Source organism: Streptomyces anthophorae, assembly GCF_049310305.1.
Lineage (GTDB): Bacteria > Actinomycetota > Actinomycetes > Streptomycetales > Streptomycetaceae > Streptomyces.
In genome coordinates, this window is record NZ_JBLWQQ010000001.1 from 2,327,658 (window position 1) to 2,344,808 (window position 17,151).

Genomic DNA, 17,151 nt, shown 5'->3' on the forward strand with positions numbered 1-17,151 from the left:
GATGCGCGCGGCCCTGGTGCGGCTGCGCCGGGGCACGGGCCTCCCGGTGGCGTTCGGCGGGCTGACCGCCGGCGCGGGGCGGACGGCGGGGCAGGTGCGGATCGCGGAGCTCAGCGGCGCGGCGACGGGCGCGCTGCGCGGCCTCGGCGTCGCGGCGGGCAACGGCCTGGGCGGCAAGGCCCTGACGCTCGCCAGGGCGTGCGCCGTCACCGACTACCACGGCTCGCGGCACATCAGCCACGAGTACGACGCCGCGGTCGCGGCCGAGGGCCTGCACTCGGTCCTCGCGGTGCCCGTCGTCGTACGGCGCCGGGTGCGGGGTGTCCTGTACGGGGCGCTGCGTACGGCCCGGCCGCTCGGTGACCGGGCGCTGGACGCGGCGGTGGCGGCGGCGCGCGACGTCGAGCAGGCGCTTCTGGTGCGCGACGAGGTGCAGTCGCTGCTGTCCGTGACGCAGGCCCCGGCGAGCGCGGACGCCGGGGCGTGGGAGGAGGTCAGGGAGGCGCACGGGGCGCTGCGGGCCCTCGCCCCGAAGCTCGCCGATCCCGCGCTGCGCCGCGAACTGCTCGCGGTGTGCGGCAGGCTGGCGGCCGCCTCCGACCCGGTGCCGGCCCCCGCGGAGGCGCCGGTGACGCTCGCGCCCCGGGAGGTGGACGTGCTGGCGTGCGTGGCGGCGGGCGCGACGAACGCGGCGGCGGGCGAGCGGCTCGGCCTGCGCCCGGAGACGGTGAAGGGGTATCTGCGCTCGGCCATGCGGAAGTTGGGGACGCACACGCGCGGCGAGGCCGTAGTGGCGGCCCGGCGGGCGGGGATGCTGCCGTAGGTCTGCCGGAGCCCGGGCGATTGTCGGTGGCGTGGGCTTCAATGGTCCACGTGGGATGAGGACGAGGTCGCGAGGGAGCGGACCGAGAGGGGGCGGGGCGCGTGGCGGGCATGGTGTCCATGGACCGGTACTTGGCGTTTGCGGCGATGTCGCTGCTGGTGATCGTGGTTCCGGGGCCGAGCGTGCTGTTCGTGATCGGGCGGGCGCTCGCGCACGGGCGGCGTACGGCGGTGGCGACGGCGCTCGGCAATGTCGTCGGCTCGTATCTGCTGGTCGTGGCGGTGGCGCTGGGGATCGGCGCGCTGGTCGAGCGGTCGGCGGGGCTGTTCCTGGCGGTGAAGCTGGCGGGCGCGGCGTACCTCGTGCACCTGGGGGTGCAGGCGTTCCGGCACCGGCGGGACCTGAGGGCCTCGGACATCCGCGGCCCGGCAGGACCGCCGCGCGGCGACCTGCGCACGGTGGGCGACGGGGTGCTGGTGGGGGTCACGAACCCGAAGGGCATCGTCTTCTTCGCGGCGGTGCTCCCCCAGTTCGTGAACCACGAGGCGGGTCATGTCACCGCGCAGATGCTCCTGTTGGGCCTGATCCCGATCTCCATAGGCCTGGTCACGGACACGCTGTGGGGGCTCACCGCGTCGGCGGCCCGCGCCTGGTTCGCGCGTTCGGACCGGCGACTGTCGTTGATCGGCGGTACGGGCGGCTTCGCGCTGATAGGCCTCGGTGTGACGGTGGCGGCGACGGGCCGCGCGGACTGACCTCCGCCTTCACGTGCGGACGGTGCCGAAGTCCACGGAGAGCGGCCCCGGAGCCTCCAGGACGGCGGCGGTGCGCTCCGCTTCGGCGACGAGTTCGTCCCGCTGGGCGCGCGTGAGCTTCCGGAAGGGTTCGAGGGTGAGCACACTGCCCGCGTCCCCGCCGCTCTTCTTTCCCTCCTTGCTCTCCTTCAAGGTCCACAGACCGGCGAGGAACCCGTCGACGAGGAAGGTCAAGTAGGCGGTGTTCACCTGCCAGTTGCGGCCCCGGTCGAACTCGTGGATGACGCGGGTGCGGTCGGCGTGGGACAGGAGGAGGTTGTCGAACTCGGCGAGCAGGCGCGGCGGCGCGGGCGTGTCCTCGTCGGGGCGGGGCGCGTCGGGCAGGTCGAAGAGCTCGACGCCGTGCTCGTCGCGGAAGGTGACCAGGCGGGGCCGCAGCCGCTCGAAGGCCTCCTTGGTGCGGGTGATGCCGGCCCACTGCTGGAAGTCCTTCACGGAGGCGGGCCCGAAGGCGCCGAGATAGCGCAGGACCGTGTCGTCGGGGGCGGGCGCCGGCTCGGTGGGCCGGTCGAACCACTGCTCGGCGGTGGTCAGGCGCACCCCGCCGCTGCGCCGCCACAGCCCGCGCGGCGTGACCTGGACGAGCGGGAGGCGGCCGCGGGCCGCGATGGTGAGGGCCTGCGGGTCGGCCTCGGGCCAGTGCTTCAGGAGCAGTTCCCGGATCTCCTTCGGGGTGCGCGGCTCCTCCTCGACGTAGCGCCGGGTCAGGTCGGTGAGCCGGTCCAGGTCGACCCCTGCGAGGCCCTTGCGGAACATCCGCAACTCCCGGTCGCGGGCGGCCTGCACGAGGGGGCGCAGCGTCATGCAGTCGTCGGCGGTGTGCAGGTGGATGGTGGAGCGCATGGTGACGAGGCGGGCCACGCGGCGCTGTTCCAGGGCGGTGGAGAGCGCGGCGGGGGTGAAGTCGGCGAGGCGGGCGGCGAGCGCGAGATACGGCGGCCTGACCTCCTGCGCCTGGAGCCCGAGGAGCCGGTGGACGGCGTCCTCGGCGCTCAGCGGGCGGCGGTCGAGCAGGAGTTGGCGCTCCAGGGTGGCGCGTCCCAGGGCGCGGGCGGTCAGCGGCTTCGTCGTCATACGGGGAACGTAACGGGAAAGTAGGTCAGGTGCTGTCCGCGATGCGCTGCACCCTGCCGTCATCTTCGCTGGTTACCCTGCCGGGGACCCGTCAGCGTCAGTCATTCGATCACGGAGGGAGGCGGCGATGCCACGAAGGCAGGGCCGAGCCGGCCGAAGCGAGCACAATGGGGCGCGCCGCTACTCCTGGCGCCGCGCGGCCGCCCCGGCGCCCCCGTCCTCCGAACCGGCCGCCGCGCCCGCGACCGACCCGGCGCCGCAGGAGCAGGTCAGCGTGGTGAACGCGGCGCTGTACCGGGACGGGGTGCGGGTGGCGACCCCCGAGACCCTCACGGACACCTACCGGCAACTGCGCGAGAAGCCGCGCACCATGGCGTGGATCGGCCTGGCCCGCCCCTCCGACTCGGAACTCAAGTCGCTGGCGGCGGAGTTCGACCTGCACGGCCTCGCGGTCGAGGACGCGCTTGAGGCGCATCAGCGTCCGAAGCTGGAGCGCTACGGCGAGACCCTCTTCGTCGTCCTGCGCGCGGCCCGCTACCTGGACGCGCCGGAGGAGGTCGACTTCGGCGAGCTGCACGTGTTCGTGGGCCCCGACTTCGTCATCACGGTCCGGCACGGCGCGGCCCCCGACCTCTCGGCGGTCCGCCGCCGCATGGAGGCGACGCCCGAGCTGCTCCGGCTCGGCCCGGAGGCCGTCCTCTACGCCATCCTGGACGCGGTCGTCGACGGCTACGCGCCGGTGGTGTCCGGCGTCCAGAACGACGTCGACGAGATCGAGACGGAGGTCTTCTCCGGCGCCCCCGCCGTCTCCCGCCGCATCTACGAACTCTCCCGCGAAATGGTCGAGTTCCAGCGCGCGACCCGCCCGCTGGTCGGCATGCTGCACGCCCTGATGGCGGGCTTCGCGAAGTACGGCACGGACGAGGAGCTCCAGCGCTACCTCCGCGACGTGGCCGACCATGTCACGCACACCAGCGAACGCGTCGACTCCTTCCGCCAGGCCCTCGCCGACATCCTCACGGTGAACGCGACGCTGGTCACCCAGCAGCAGAACGCGGAGATGCGGGCGCTGGCGGAGGCCGGCTTCGAGCAGAACGAGGAGATCAAGAAGATCTCCTCCTGGGCGGCCATCCTCTTCGCCCCGACCCTCGTCGGCACGATCTACGGCATGAACTTCGAGAACATGCCGGAGCTGGGCTGGGGCTTCGGGTACCCGTTCGCGATCGGTCTGATGGGCGTGGTCTGCGTCAGCCTGTATGTGATCTTCAAGAGGCGGGACTGGCTCTGAGGGCCGGCCCCAGGGCCCTTCTGACGGATCCTAGGCCCGCGCCTGCCGCTGGTTGCGGCGTACCTCCCGGATCTCCCGGTCGACGGCCCAGGCATCGGCGACCGGGCCCAGGTGGCCGAGCTTGTCCGGGTTGAGGACCGAGCGGATGATCTCGATCCGCCCGCCCCGCATGTCGAGGACGAAGACGCGCAGGACCTTACCGTCGCGGTCGCGGAAGAGCGCTCCGGGACGGCCGTTGATCTCGCGCGGCTCCCAGGTGATGCCGGTCAGGGCCATCAGCGGGTGGACGGTGGCGAGCAGCCGGGCCACGTTCGCCGCGCCGGCGACGGCCCTGGCCAGCTGCGGGGCCTTGCCCCCGCCGTCCCCGACGAGCTGGACGTCGGCGGCCAGCAGGCTCTGGAGTCCGTCCACGTCGCCGTGCGACAGCGCGTCGAAGAACCGCTCCGCGAGCTCCTGCCGTTCCCGGACGTCGGCCTCGAAGCGGGGCCGCCCCTCGCGCATGTGGCGACGGGCCCGTACGAGCAGTTGACGGCACGCCGCCTCCGAGCGGTCCACGGCCTCGGCGATCTCGTCGTAGCCGAAGCCGAAGACGTCCCGCAGCACGAACACCGAACGCTCCAGGGGGCTCAGCCGCTCCAGGAGCAGCAGCGCCGCCATCGACACCGAGTCGGACAACTCCGCCGCGCGGGCCGGGTCCTCGTACGGATCGTCGAGCAGCGGCTCGGGCAGCCACGTTCCGGGGTACTGCTCGCGTCGCACGCGGGCGGAGCGCAGGACGTCGATCGCGATCCGGGTCACGACGGTCGACAAGTACGCCTTGGTCGATTCCGGTCTGGCGGTCGAGGCGTCGTAGCGCAGCCAGCTCTCCTGCACCGCGTCCTCCGCCTCGCTCACGCTGCCGAGGATCCGGTACGCGATCGAGAACAGCAGCGGCCGCAGCTCCTCGAACTCCTCCACCTTGGCCACGTCGACTCTCCCCCGCGTCCGGCCGCCCGCACCCGGTGTGCGGCCCGCCCGTCCTGATCATGGCTCCCCGGGGCGGGCCCCGGCGGCGGTTCGGCGGAACTGGGAGCCCATCCTCCCCCTCTCCCGCGCGCGACGTCTGCCACCGCTCGTGTCACAGGTCGGCGGGCTGCCTCGTCCCGTGAACGGCAGTACCCGATGAACGGCAGTACCCGAAGTCCGTCCCTACAGAGAGACCACTGGCATGGAGATCCTGCGGTACGTGTTCCTCGTCTTCCACCTCTTCGGGTTCGCCGCGCTCCTGGGTGGCATCTTCTTCCAGCTGCGCGGCAAGGACCCGGTGGCCGGCGGCTACATGGTGAGCAGCGCGGTCGTGCAACTGGTCACGGGCGCGGGGCTCGTGTGGACCCGGATGTCGCTCGACCTGCCGGTGGACGAAGCGAAGACGGCGGTGAAGCTGGGCCTGGACGTCCTGGTGGCGGTGATCGCGGTGGTGGGCATGCGCGGCAAGCGGCCGTGGGCCTTCTACGGCGTGGGGACGTTCACGGCGGCCGCGGCCGTGGTGGCCGTCGCGTGGACGTAGTCCGTGCGGATGGGCGCATGCCGAAGGCCGTGACCCGGCCCCCGGTCGTCCCGGGTATCGGGCCACGGCCTTCGCCGCGCCTGAGTTCAGCGCGTCAGTGGCTCAGCTCCACGTCCGCGTCGTTCCTGCCGTTGCCGTTGAGGGTCAGCGGGAGGGCCTGCGGGGCGTAGCCGCTGGCGACGACGGTGTACTGGCCGGCGTCGAGGTCGTCGAAGGCGTAGGCGCCGTCGATGCCCGTGACCGCCGTGCCGACCGTGTTGCCCGCCGCGTCGAGGAGGGTGACGCGGGCGTCGTTCAGCGGCTCGCCGGAGGCGCGGACCACGCCGTGGACGCGGGCACCGGGGACCAGGCGGACCTCGCAGCGGTTCGGGCCGCCGCTGACCACCTCGACCGCGAGGGCCGTGGGCCGGTGGCCCTCCGCGCTCACCGCGAGGGTGTAACCGCCGGGAGCCAGGTCGCCGAAGGCGAAGGCGCCCGTGGCGTCCGCGGCCGCGGAGGCGAGCACCTCACCGCGCACGTCGGTGGCGATCACCAGCGCACCCGGCACGGGGAGTTCGCCCGCCGCCTCGACGACGGTTCCGGTCAGGCCCGCGGCCCCGGCCAGCATCAGGTCGAAGTCGAGGAAGCCCTCGCCGACCGTCAGCGTGCTGGCCTGCGGCTGCCGGGAGCCCGCGGAGCCGATCAGGACGTACGTGCCACCGGCGGGGGCCGGGAGCAGGTACGCGCCGTCGGGCCCCGTCGTCGTACGGCCGAGCTGGCCGCCCCTCAGGTCGATCAGCGTGACGACCGCGCCGACGAGCGGCGAGCCGTCGCGTTCACGGGCGTAGCCCCTGATGCCCGCCGAGGCGTCCGCGGACACGGCGTCGGCCGGTACGGCGGGCGTGGGTGCGGGGGCCGGGGCGGACTCGGGGGCCGTCTGCCCCGCCTCCCCCTTCTCGGCCGCCTCGCGCGCCTGGAGACCCGACATCGTGCGCAGCGGGACCTCCTTGGTCCACAGGACCATCAGGAACGCGAGGACGATGACGCACGCGGCGATGAGGAACACCACGTGCATGGCGTCCGCGAAGCCCTGCTTGAAGGGCTCCGCGAGGCGCGGGTCGAGATGCTGGATGAACGAGGAGTCGCTCAGCACCCCGCTGCCGCCCCCGCCGGAGCCCTTGAGCATGTCGAAGACCGGCTTGTTGGCCGGGTCGTGGACGACCGAGGGGTCGTGCAGCGCGGCCTGGAAGTCCTGGGTCTTCGCGGCAGACTTGAAGGCGTCGGCAATCTTGTCGCCGACGTTCGAGAAGAGGACGGACAGGAAGATCGCCGTACCGGCGGTGGCGCCCATCTGCCGGAAGAACGTGGACGACGCGGTCGCCACACCCATGTCCTGCGGCGGCACGGCGTTCTGCACCGCGAGCACCAGCGTCTGCATGCAGCAGCCGAGGCCCAGGCCGAAGAGCCCCATGTAGAGCATGGTCTCCCACAGCGGGGTGTCCCACTCGACCTTGAAGTGGAAGAGCAGCAGCGCCGCGACCATGAAGAGGGTGCCGAGGGTCGGGAAGATCTTGTAGCGGCCGGTCTTCCCGGTGATCTGGCCGGAGATGATCGACGCGATCATCATGCCCGCCATCAGCGGCAGCATCTCGAGACCGGACTTGGTGGGGCTCGCGCCCTTCACGATCTGGAGGTACTGCGGGATCATCAGCATGCCGCCGAACATGCCCGCGCCGATCAGCACGGACAGGAAGCTGGTCTTGCTGAAGATGGCGTTGCGGAACAGCCGCATCGGGATGAGCGCGTCGTCACCGACCGCCCGCTCCACGAAGATCCACGAGACGATGCCGACGCCGCCGATGACGTAGCAGACGATCGAGCCGGTGGAGCCCCAGCCCCACTCGCGGCCCTGTTCGGCGACGAGCAGCAGCGGGACGACGCCGAGCGCGATGGTGACCGCGCCCCACCAGTCGATCTTCCGGTCGCGGCGGACGTGCGGGATGTTGAGCACCTTGGCGACGACGAACAGCGCGACGATCGCGATCGGCACGTTCACCAGGAACACCCAGCGCCAGCCGGTGACGCCGAGGATGCTGTCCTGTCCGGCGAGGGCGCCGCCGATGAGCGGCCCCGCGACGCTGGACGTGGCGAAGGTGGCGAGCATGTAGCCCTGATAGCGGGCCCGTTCGCGCGGCGGCACGATGTCGCCGATGATCGCGAGCGCGAGCGACATCAGGCCGCCGGCGCCGATGCCCTGCACCGCGCGGAACGCGGCGAGTTCCGGCATCGACGTCGAGAAGGTGCACAGCGCCGAGCCGACGATGAAGATGCTGATCGCGGCCAGGAAGTACGGCTTGCGGCCGTGCAGGTCGGACAGCTTGCCGTACAGCGGCGTGCAGATCGTCGAAGTGATCAGGTACGCCGTCGTCGCCCAGGCCTGCTGGCTGAGGCCGTCGAGGTCGTCCGCGATGGTGCGGATCGAGGTGGAGACGATGGTCTGGTCGAGAGCGGCCAGGAACATCCCCAGCATCAGGCCGCTGAGGATCGTCAGGATCTGCCGGTGGCTCAGGCCGCCGGACATGGGGGTCTGTTGGGGGGTGGATATGGCTTGGGTAGCGGTGTCTCCGCGGGACGCGGACACGGCCTCAGTCATTCTTGCGTTGCTCCCTGCTCGCCACCGGGCCCGGGCACGTGGCCGGGCTCGTGACGCGCGTATTCAAACTCTTCCAGATCGTCATTGAGGCGGGAGAGCAGCCGGATCAGCTGGTACCTGTCCTCCTCGGGCCAGGGCTCGAGGAGGCGGGCGAAACCCGCGTCGCGCTGGCGCCGGTACTCCTCGAACACGGCCGTCCCGGCGGCGGTGGCGCGCAGCAGCGCGCCCCGCCGGTCCTCCGGGTCGGGACGCCGTTCGACGAGTCCCTTGTCGACCATGGCCCGCACCTGACGACTGACCGTCGACAGGTCGAGGAAGGTCGCGGCGGCCAGGTCGGTGGCGCGGCGTTCGCCGTCGCGCACCAGCTTGGCGAGGAGTACCCGTTCACCGGCCCGGCTCTCGAACCTGGCCTTCTGCCGGTAGGCAGTCAGCAGTCTCGAGAACCGCACCAGCTGTGTGCCGAGTCCCGCCGCGGCGTCCTCGGCACTCGCGCTTCCCGTCTCCAGGTGGTCGTCCGCTGCTTCACGGTCATGGACCGTCCCCTTGTCCACGACCGCCTCCCGGATTCGCACTTCAGTTGCTTGTATCGAGCAAGCTTGTATCGAGCAAGTGAGTGTAGCCCCCTTTCCTGGGTGCCTCACCCAGGGGGCACAAGGGTATTTGCGCAGGTCAAATGGGGGTCAAGCCTCGGTCAAGAGCCTCGCGGCGGGCCGCGCCGACGGCCCTACAGATCGGCCCCCAGCTCGCTCCTGACCACATAGCTGCACTGCGTGTACGAGTATCCGGACTGGATCCGGCCGCCCGCCGCGCGCCCGAGCGCCGTCGCGTCACGGCCGCCCGGTTTGTGCAGGAAGTGGTACGTGCCCGCGGGCAGCCGCAGCGTCTTCTTCGGGTAGCCCTTGCCGCTCGCCTTGCACGCCTTGGCGCGGCCCGCCGCCTCGGTCGGATACGTCGTGCAGGATCCGCAGGCGGCGATGGTGACCCGGCCGGTGACCGGTCCCGTGTAAAGGATCTCTACCGGGTCGGGCCCGTCGTTGCTGATCACCATTTCCATGCGGGCACCGCCCGGCTCGCCCTTCGGCGGCAGCCGGTCGCCCGCGGCGGGACGCAGCTGCGCGATCTCGGCGGCGGTGGCGACCTGCTGGGCGCGGGCCCGCCGCTTGTCGTCCTTGTACGTGCGCGCGAAGTCCGTCAGCGACGTGCGGGCGGCGCCGAACTTCTTGTCCTCGAACTGGTCGACGCCGCAGGCGTACGCCCCGTCCCGCACGGCCGTCGCGACCCCGCCGCGCAGGTGGGCGGGTGCGGGCGCGGGCAGGCTCTTCGCGGTGTCACCGATGCGGCGCAGCGCCTTGGTGGCGGCGCACGGGTCCTCGCCCTTCAGCGCACCCGCGCGCCGCTCGACGGCCGCGCGCACGGCGGGCTCCACCTGCCGCGCCTGCGTCGACCCGGGGAACGTACGCAGGAGTTGACCCAGCTCGCCGCCCTTGCCGTCGGACCCGGCGGTGCCGAGCCTGCCCGTGCCGCACTTCAGGAGCGAGGTGGCGAGCGGCCTGTCGGGCCAGGTCGCGAGGGAGCCGAGGACGGCACGGTCGATGGTGTCCGGCACCGACCGCAGATGTTCGAGCGGCGCGACGGCGGCGCAGGGCGCACCGTCGGCGTACGGCGCGGAGACCGCCTTGTAGTAGGCGTCGAGGCTGTCGTGCACGCGGTGGGCGGCCCGGGAGCCCGGGTGGTCCTCCGCGAGGTCGCGGTAGCGGCCCAGCGCCGTGCGATAGTCGGCGCGCGCCTCGGCGAAGTCCCGGACCGAGGCCTTCCGGACGAGGGCGTCGGCACCGTCCAGCCGGTCGAGCAGCATCTCCTCGACGGCCTCGTCGCGCAGACCGCCGTACGCGAAGGCGCCCCCGGCGGGCACGGCGAGCAGCGCGACACCGAGCAGAATCGCCACAACGGGCTTGATCCGTACGGAACTTGACGACGCGCGCAGTCCGCGCCGCGCGCCGTCCGCCACCGCGACGAGCAGCAGCGCCGCGTACCCGATCAGCGCCCACCCGGGCACCCCGTCGGGATCCGCGGGCAGTGCGAGCGTGAGCAGGGCGGCCGTCGCGGCGACGCACAGCAGGGCGAGCAGGCGGCGGCGCACGAGGACGTATCCCAGGCCGAGCCCGCTGAGGTTGAGCAGCCCCGCGGCGACGGCGCGCGCCGGATCGGCCGGCCCGGCGGGCGGCCTGGCAGCGGGTGGGCCGGGCGGCCCGAACGCGACGTCCTGCGCGGGACCGAAGGCCGGAGGCGGCGGTCCGGGAGGCGCAGGTGGTCCCGGAGGCGGCGGCCCTGGAGGCGCGGGCGGTCCCGGAGGCGGCGGCCCTGGAGGCGCAGGCGGTCCCGGAGGCATCGGCGGAACCGACGGCATCCGCGGAGGCGGGCCGAACCCGCCGCTCCCCTGGTGCTCCGCGTCGCCGGACGACGCGCCCCCCTGCCACCTCATCGCGGTCCCCCAACCGTCAGGTGTCACACCCCGAAGCAAACGATCGGGGGCGGGACCCCGCCTGTCAATCGGTTGCAAGGGCCCGACTCGGCCCCGCTCCACCGCCAACTCCCTTTACGTTCCGAACTCTTGACGCCCCCACCCCTCCCCCTTTAACTCAAGGCTTGAATTTAGAACGGCACGACGCACCACAAGCACCCGCAACGGGACCACCCGGAGGGAACCTTGCGTCACACCGACTCCACCACCAGATCGGGCCGCCGAAGCCGCCGCAGACGCGCGGCCTTACTCGCCGTGTCGGCGCTCGCGGCAGGCCTGCTGCCGCTGACCGGCACCTCGGCGGCCTCAGCCGCCGACGACCCCGCGCCCACCCCCGTCGACCGCTTCGAGGGCGAGGTGCCCTTCGCGACACAGCCCGCCGAGGGCATCTTCACCTGGGGCGGCGACACGGACGACAACCCGAAACTCGAACTCAAGGAGCGCGCGGACGCCCCCGAGGGCGCCAAGGTCCTCGAAGGCGCCTACGACATCAGCGGCTACGGCGGCTTCAGCCACGACTACGCCGCCGACAAGCCGGCCCACGACTGGTCGGCCCACAAGGGCATCCGCCTGTGGTGGTACGGCGACGACTCGGGCCGCAAGCTCACCTTCGAGATCAAGGACGGCGGCGCGCACGGCGAGGCGTCCGAGCTGTGGACGACGTCGTTCGCCGACGACTTCACGGGCTGGAAGCAGGTCGAGCTGCCGTTCACGCGGTTCGAGTACCGCACGGACTACCAGCCCGTCGGCGGCATCGACCACGTCCTCGGGCTCGACAAGATGTGGGGCTATGCGGTCACGCTGCCCACCGGCACGAAGAGCCAATTCGCCATGGACGGCGTCGAGTTGTACGGCAAGGCCGACCAGTCGCTGCGGGCGCAGGTGGCGACGGACGCGGCCGTGTACCCGGTGAAGGAGGGCGGTTCGGCGGCGGTGAAGCTGTCCGTCACCACCACCGGGAACGTGCCGATCGAGGACCCCGTCACCATCGAGTACGCCACCGAGGGCGGCTCCGCGGACCCCGGCAAGGACTACACCCCGGTCAGCGGCAAGGTCACCTTCCCCGCGGGCACCGCGTCCGGCGCGGCCAGGACGGTCACGGTCGCCACCTCCAAGGACTCCGCCAGGTCCGAGACCGCCGAGACGATCCCGCTGAAGCTGACCGTCACCGGCGCCAAGCCGCCGGCCGAGTCCCCGCAGGTCGTCATCGACGCGCACGGCCTGCCGTACCTCGACACCAAGGCCCCGATCAAGAAGCGGGTCGCCGACCTCGTCTCGCGGATGTCGCTGGAGGAGAAGGTCGGCCAGATGACGCAGGCCGAGCGGGCCGCCCTCAAGTCGCCCGGCGACATCGCGAGCCACGGACTCGGCTCCCTGCTCTCCGGCGGCGGCTCCGTGCCGACGCCGAACACGCCCGAGGCCTGGGCCAAGATGATCGACGGCTACCAACTGCGGGCGCAGGCCACGCGGTTCCAGATCCCGCTGATCTACGGCGTGGACGCGGTGCACGGCCACAACAACGTCGTCGGCGCCACGATCATGCCGCACAACATCGGCATCGGCGCGACCCGCGATCCCGGGCTCGCCGAGCGGGCCGGGGCGGTGACCGCGTCCGAGGTGCGCGCGACCGGCGTCCCGTGGGACTTCGCGCCCTGCCTGTGCGTGAGCCGCGACGAACGCTGGGGCCGCTCCTACGAGTCCTTCGGCGAGGACCCGGCCCTCGTCGAGTCCATGGAGACCGTGATCAAGGGCTTCCAGGGCCGCGCGAACGGCAGCGACCTGGACAGGAACGACAAGGTCCTCGCCACCGCCAAGCACTTCGTCGGCGACGGCGGCACCGCGTACGGCTCCTCCACCACCGGCTCGTACACCATCGACCAGGGGGTCACGAAGGTGACGCGGCAGGAGTTGGAGGCCGTGCACCTGGCGCCCTTCGGCGACGCCGTGAAGCGCGGGGTGGGCACGGTCATGCCCTCGTACTCCTCGCTCGACATCATCGGAGACGACCAGGGCCCCGTGAAGATGCACGCGAACGCGGCGATGATCAATGACGAGCTGAAGAGGAAGATGGGCTTCGACGGCTTCGTGATCAGCGACTACGCGGGCATCGACCAGATCCCCGGCGACTACGCCTCCGACGTCAGGACGTCGATCAACGCGGGCCTCGACATGATCATGGTGCCGAACGCCTACGCCGACTTCGAGAAGACCCTGCTCGCCGAGACCACCTCGGGCCGGGTCACGGAGGCACGCGTCGACGACGCCGTCTCCCGCATCCTCACGCAGAAGTTCAAGCTCGGCCTCTTCGAGAAGCCGTATGCCGACACGAGCGACATCGACGAGATCGGCGGCGCCGCACACCGCGCCGTGGCCCGCGAGGCGGCGGCCAAGTCGCAGGTCCTCCTGAAGAACGACGGGAACGTGCTGCCGCTCAAGCGCTCCCAGAAGGTGTACGTCGCCGGGTCCAACGCCGACGACATCGGCAACCAGGCCGGCGGCTGGACCGTCTCCTGGCAGGGCTCCTCCGGGAAGATCACGGACGGCACCACGATCCTCCAGGCCATGAAGAAGGCCGCCCCCGGCGCGAAGGTCGACTACTCGAAGGACGCCTCGGCGCCCATCTCCGGGTACGACGTCGGCGTGGTCGTCGTCGGCGAGACCCCGTACGCGGAGGGCGTCGGCGACGTCGGCAACGGCCACGACCTGGAACTGTCGGCGGCGGACAAGGCCGCGGTGGACAAGGTCTGCGGCGCCATGAAGTGCGTGGTGCTGATGGTCTCCGGCCGGCCGCAGCTGATCGGCGACCGGCTGGGCGACATCGACGGGCTCGTCGCGTCCTGGCTGCCGGGCACGGAGGGCGACGGCGTCGCCGACGTCCTCTACGGCAAGCGGTCCTTCACCGGGCGGCTCCCGGTGACCTGGCCGAAGTCCGAGGCCCAGCTGCCCATCAACGTCGGCGACGCCTCGTACGATCCGCAGTTCCCGTACGGCTACGGGCTCACGACCAAGGCGGCAGGCAAGGACGGCGGCGGGCAGGCGCTCGTGGCGAAGGAGCGGCTCAAGGTCCAGCAGAAGGCGGGCGGCAGGGTGACGGCGGCGTGGGCCAAGCCGTTCGCCGAGGCCGAGCACCTCGCCCTCACCGGCGACTACCAGGGGGCGCTCAAGAAGCTGGCCGCGGCGTACAAGGCGGCCTAACCGGGCCGCGGCAGGACAACTGTGCGCGCGGGGCTCCCAGTTGGGGTCCCGCGCGACACGCCGCCCGGCCTCCGGCACGGACACCGGACCCGGACGTGTGCCTACCATCACGACATGACGGCCCAAATCCGTATCGTCCGTGACACGTCGCTGCGCGCCTCCGAGGCGTGGGCGCGGCTGACCGACTGGGAGCGGCACGGGGACTCCGTGCCGCTCACCCGTGTCACGGTGACGACCCCGCCGCCGGACGCGGCGGGCACGGTGTTCGTGGCGCGCACCGGCGTCGGCCGGTGCGGCTTCGACGACCCGATGGAGATCGTCGCCTGGCAGCCGCCGCGCCGCTGCCGGATGGAGAAGCGCGGCCGGGTCGTCACCGGCTGGGCCGAGTTCGAGGTGCGGGCGCTCGGCGACGGCGGCTCGCGCGTCGAGTGGCGCGAGGAGCTGCGGGTGCGCGGGGTGCCCCGCGCCGCGGACCGGGTGGTCGCGGCGGCGGGGCGGTGGGTGTTCGGACGGGCGGTGGACGGGCTGCTGCACGACGCCGGGGACGAGGTCACCGGAGACGACGGCTCCGGGGACGACAGCCCCGGGGACGGAACCTCGGGAGAAACGTCACCGCACAGGTTGTGAGCGGGTGAGCGTCACTTCCCGGGCAGCAGCGGCGGGTTGGCGTACCGCACCAGTTCGAGCGCCTGCTGCGGGAACCAGTCGCCCGCCTTCGGGTCGACCGTGCCCCGCTCCGGGTCCTCGGGGCCCGCGGTGCCGCGCAGGCACAGGCCGTCCGACTCGCCGGGAGTCTTGATCCACAGGCGGGCGTCCTGCAAGGGATCGCCGGTGCGCAGGGTCGGGCGGGCGCCGAGGCCGCGGTCCGGCGGATTGCACCAGTCCTGGGCGTCGGTGTACTTGCCGGCGGGCGGGGTCCAGGTGCCCTGGCCGTTGCGGCTGGAGTCCGTGACGAAGTGCGCCATCCGGGAGGCCGGGACGCGCACATGGGCGTCGATCCAGGTCTGCGCGTCGGCGCGCGGGGTCCACTGGTTCGGGCAGTCGGCGGCGTCCCCCGAGGCCTCCTCGACGTACGCGAGGCAGGACGAGATCAGCTTCCCGTACCAGGAGTTGGCGTCGTCGGTGAAGTAGTTCGAGGCGTTGGTGTAGAAACCGGCCGCGTCCCCGACGCCGCCCTTGATCAGGCGCGGCACGATGGAGTTGACGCTGTGCCAGCCGGGGTGGCCGGTGTCGAGGTAGACGCGGGTGCCGCGCAGCGGCTCCAGGCGGTCGACGGCGTAGTTGACCTCGGTGTAGCGCGCGGCGGTCCTGGTGCCCTGGGCGTCGTCCTGGCCGCAGTCGGCGGGGAGCAGGGCGAGCGCGTCGGGTTCGAGGACGACCATGGCGTCGCGGGAGCCGATGCCGCGGGCGACGGCGTCGATCCAGGCCTGGTACTCGGCGGTGGTGGCGGCGCCGCCCGCGGAGTAGTTGGAGCAGTCGCGGCCGGGGATGTTGTAGAGCGCGAACACCGGGAGGTCGGCGCGCCGGTCGGCGTCCCTGACGACCTCGCGGGTGAGCTTCTCCACCTCGGCCGGACTCTGGTCGCCGAACCAGACGGCCTGCGGGGTGGCGATCATCGCGGTGATCCGGGCGGCGTCGCGGTACTGGCCCGCCTTGACGAGGCCCGCGATCTGCCGGACGGCGTCCGGGTTGGGGTCGGGCGTGTAGAGCCCGGTGCCGTGCCCGCCCGGTGCCGTCGGCTCGGTGACGATGGCCTGTGCCGACGGCTCCGCGGCAAGGGCCTGCGGTGCGGCGACGAGGAGGGCGAGCGTTGCGGCGGCCGCGGCGGCGGCACGGCTGAGAGGTCTTCGCACGGTGACTCCTGGGGTCCGGTCGGGCGGGTGACGGTCGGCCTTGCGGGAGCGCTCCCACAGAGAGTCGACCGAGCCCACCGGAACGTCAAGTGCGCGACGTGGTCGATGTGTTGATGTCGCCACGTGAGGGCCCGCCCCCCCCGGCCACACAGCCGGTCCCGGCCACACGTTCCACCGCCGAGGGGCTCCGCCCCGGACCCCGCCGGCTCTCGCCCAAGAGCGGGGCTTGATCTGCCCGGCTCAGGCCACCGAGTCGATCCGCCGCGCCGCCCCCTGCTCGTGGTGGATCGGCGTGTGCGCCCCGGTCAGGGACACCCCCGTGCCGCCCCGGCGGTCCGCCACGATCTCGGAGGCGATGGACACCGCCACCTCCTCCGGCGTGCGGGCCCCCAGGTCGAGCCCGATCGGGGACCGCAGGCGCGCCAACTCGAGCTCGGTGACGCCGACTTCACGCAGGCGTTCATTGCGGTCGAGGTGCGTGCGCCGCGAGCCCATCGCCCCCACGTACGCGACCGGCAGCCGCAGCGCGAGCCGCAGCAGCGGCACGTCGAACTTGGCGTCGTGGGTCAGGACGCACAGCACGGTCCTGCCGTCGACCTCGGTCCGCTCCAGGTACTCGTGCGGCCACTCGACGACGATCTCGTCGGCCTCGGGGAACCGCGCGGCCGTCGCGAACACCGGCCGCGCGTCGCACACGGTGACGCGGTAGCCGAGGAACGCACCCATCCGCACCAGCGCCGAAGCGAAGTCGATCGCGCCGAACACGATCATCCGGGGCGCGGGCACGGACGACTCGACGAGGACGGTGAGCGGTGACCCGCACCGCGAGCCCTGCTCACCGATCTCCAGGGTGCCCGTACGCCCCGCGTCGAGGAAGGCCGCCGCCTCCCCCGCCACGGTGCGGTCGAGCTCGGGGTGGGCCCCGAACCCGCCCTCGTACGAGCCGTCGGGGCGGACGAGCAGCGCCCGCCCCAGCAGCTCCCCCGGCCCCGACACGATGCGCGCGAGCGCCGCCGCCTCCCCCGTGGCGGCGGCGCCGAGCGCCCGAGCGAGCACCTCGCGTGCGGCCGTGTCGGACGCGCGGACCGGCGTGACGAGGATGTCGATGACACCGCCGCAGGTGAGCCCCACGGCGAAGGCGTCGTCGTCGCTGTAGCCGAACCGTTCGAGGACCGTTTCCCCGTCCTCGACGGCCTGGGCGCACAGCTCGTACACCGCTCCTTCCACGCAGCCGCCGGAGACCGATCCGATCGCGGTGCCCTCGCTGTCGACGGCGAGCGCCGCGCCCGGCTGCCGGGGCGCGCTGCCGCCGACGGCCACCACGGTGGCCACGGCGAAGTCGCGTCCCTGCTCGACCCACCGGTTCAGCTCATCGGCGATGTCCAGCATGTCTCGGTCTCCTTA

At 72.5% G+C, this 17,151-nt stretch carries 13 protein-coding genes; 6 read left to right on the forward strand and 7 right to left on the reverse strand.

Annotation, left to right across the window (positions count from 1 at the left end; all coding sequences use genetic code 11):
- Position 1 precedes the first annotated feature (1 nt).
- Both ACNYS0_RS10485 and ACNYS0_RS10490 read left to right on the forward strand, forming a co-directional pair.
- Entirely contained in the window at positions 2-823 is an 822-nt protein-coding gene (locus ACNYS0_RS10485) for a helix-turn-helix transcriptional regulator (RefSeq protein ID WP_422482571.1), read from the forward strand.
- A 110-nt stretch (positions 824-933) separates the two neighbouring features.
- The gene (locus ACNYS0_RS10490; protein ID WP_422482573.1) at positions 934-1,578 is read left to right on the forward strand and encodes a LysE family translocator; all 645 of its coding nucleotides are present in this window, start codon (positions 934-936) and stop codon (positions 1,576-1,578) included.
- Positions 1,579-1,587: 9 nt separating this feature from the next.
- Here ACNYS0_RS10490 and ACNYS0_RS10495 read toward each other — a convergent pair whose 3' ends face one another.
- Positions 1,588-2,712: a winged helix DNA-binding domain-containing protein gene (locus ACNYS0_RS10495; protein WP_422472618.1), complete on the reverse strand. Its 1,125-nt coding sequence runs from the start codon at positions 2,710-2,712 to the stop codon at positions 1,588-1,590.
- 127 nt (positions 2,713-2,839) lie between these two features.
- Between ACNYS0_RS10495 and ACNYS0_RS10500 the strand changes: the two genes are divergently transcribed.
- Entirely contained in the window at positions 2,840-4,000 is a 1,161-nt protein-coding gene (locus tag ACNYS0_RS10500; RefSeq protein ID WP_422472620.1) for a magnesium and cobalt transport protein CorA, read from the forward strand.
- A gap of 30 nt (positions 4,001-4,030) precedes the next feature.
- Here ACNYS0_RS10500 and ACNYS0_RS10505 read toward each other — a convergent pair whose 3' ends face one another.
- Entirely contained in the window at positions 4,031-4,966 is a 936-nt protein-coding gene (locus tag ACNYS0_RS10505) for an RNA polymerase sigma-70 factor (protein ID WP_422472622.1), read from the reverse strand.
- A 241-nt stretch (positions 4,967-5,207) separates the two neighbouring features.
- Between ACNYS0_RS10505 and ACNYS0_RS10510 the strand changes: the two genes are divergently transcribed.
- The gene (locus ACNYS0_RS10510; protein WP_422472624.1) at positions 5,208-5,546 is read left to right on the forward strand and encodes a hypothetical protein; all 339 of its coding nucleotides are present in this window, start codon (positions 5,208-5,210) and stop codon (positions 5,544-5,546) included.
- Positions 5,547-5,640: 94 nt separating this feature from the next.
- On the opposite strand, the gene ACNYS0_RS10515 is transcribed toward ACNYS0_RS10510, so the two are convergent.
- The 3 genes from ACNYS0_RS10515 to ACNYS0_RS10525 form a co-directional block, all read right to left on the reverse strand.
- Complete coding sequence (locus ACNYS0_RS10515) at positions 5,641-8,178, reverse strand: MFS transporter (RefSeq protein WP_422472626.1); 2,538 nt, start codon at positions 8,176-8,178, stop codon at positions 5,641-5,643.
- Positions 8,175-8,729, reverse strand: coding sequence for a MarR family winged helix-turn-helix transcriptional regulator (locus ACNYS0_RS10520; protein WP_422472628.1), 555 nt, complete (start codon positions 8,727-8,729; stop codon positions 8,175-8,177). The genes ACNYS0_RS10515 and ACNYS0_RS10520 overlap by 4 nt, the downstream gene beginning before the upstream one ends.
- 173 nt (positions 8,730-8,902) lie before the next feature.
- Entirely contained in the window at positions 8,903-10,318 is a 1,416-nt protein-coding gene (locus tag ACNYS0_RS10525) for a hypothetical protein (RefSeq protein ID WP_422472630.1), read from the reverse strand.
- 636 nt (positions 10,319-10,954) lie between these two features.
- Between ACNYS0_RS10525 and ACNYS0_RS10530 the strand changes: the two genes are divergently transcribed.
- Positions 10,955-13,894, forward strand: a complete 2,940-nt coding sequence (locus ACNYS0_RS10530) for a glycoside hydrolase family 3 protein (RefSeq protein ID WP_422472632.1) — start codon at positions 10,955-10,957, stop codon at positions 13,892-13,894.
- Positions 13,895-14,008: 114 nt separating this feature from the next.
- Positions 14,009-14,521: an SRPBCC family protein gene (locus ACNYS0_RS10535; RefSeq protein ID WP_422472634.1), complete on the forward strand. Its 513-nt coding sequence runs from the start codon at positions 14,009-14,011 to the stop codon at positions 14,519-14,521.
- A gap of 11 nt (positions 14,522-14,532) precedes the next feature.
- On the opposite strand, the gene ACNYS0_RS10540 is transcribed toward ACNYS0_RS10535, so the two are convergent.
- A complete protein-coding gene (locus ACNYS0_RS10540; RefSeq protein ID WP_422472636.1) occupies positions 14,533-15,747 on the reverse strand; it encodes a glycoside hydrolase family 6 protein in 1,215 nt (404 codons plus the stop codon).
- 240 nt (positions 15,748-15,987) lie between these two features.
- A complete protein-coding gene (locus ACNYS0_RS10545) occupies positions 15,988-17,136 on the reverse strand; it encodes an XdhC family protein (protein WP_422472638.1) in 1,149 nt (382 codons plus the stop codon).
- Positions 17,137-17,151 lie beyond the last annotated feature (15 nt).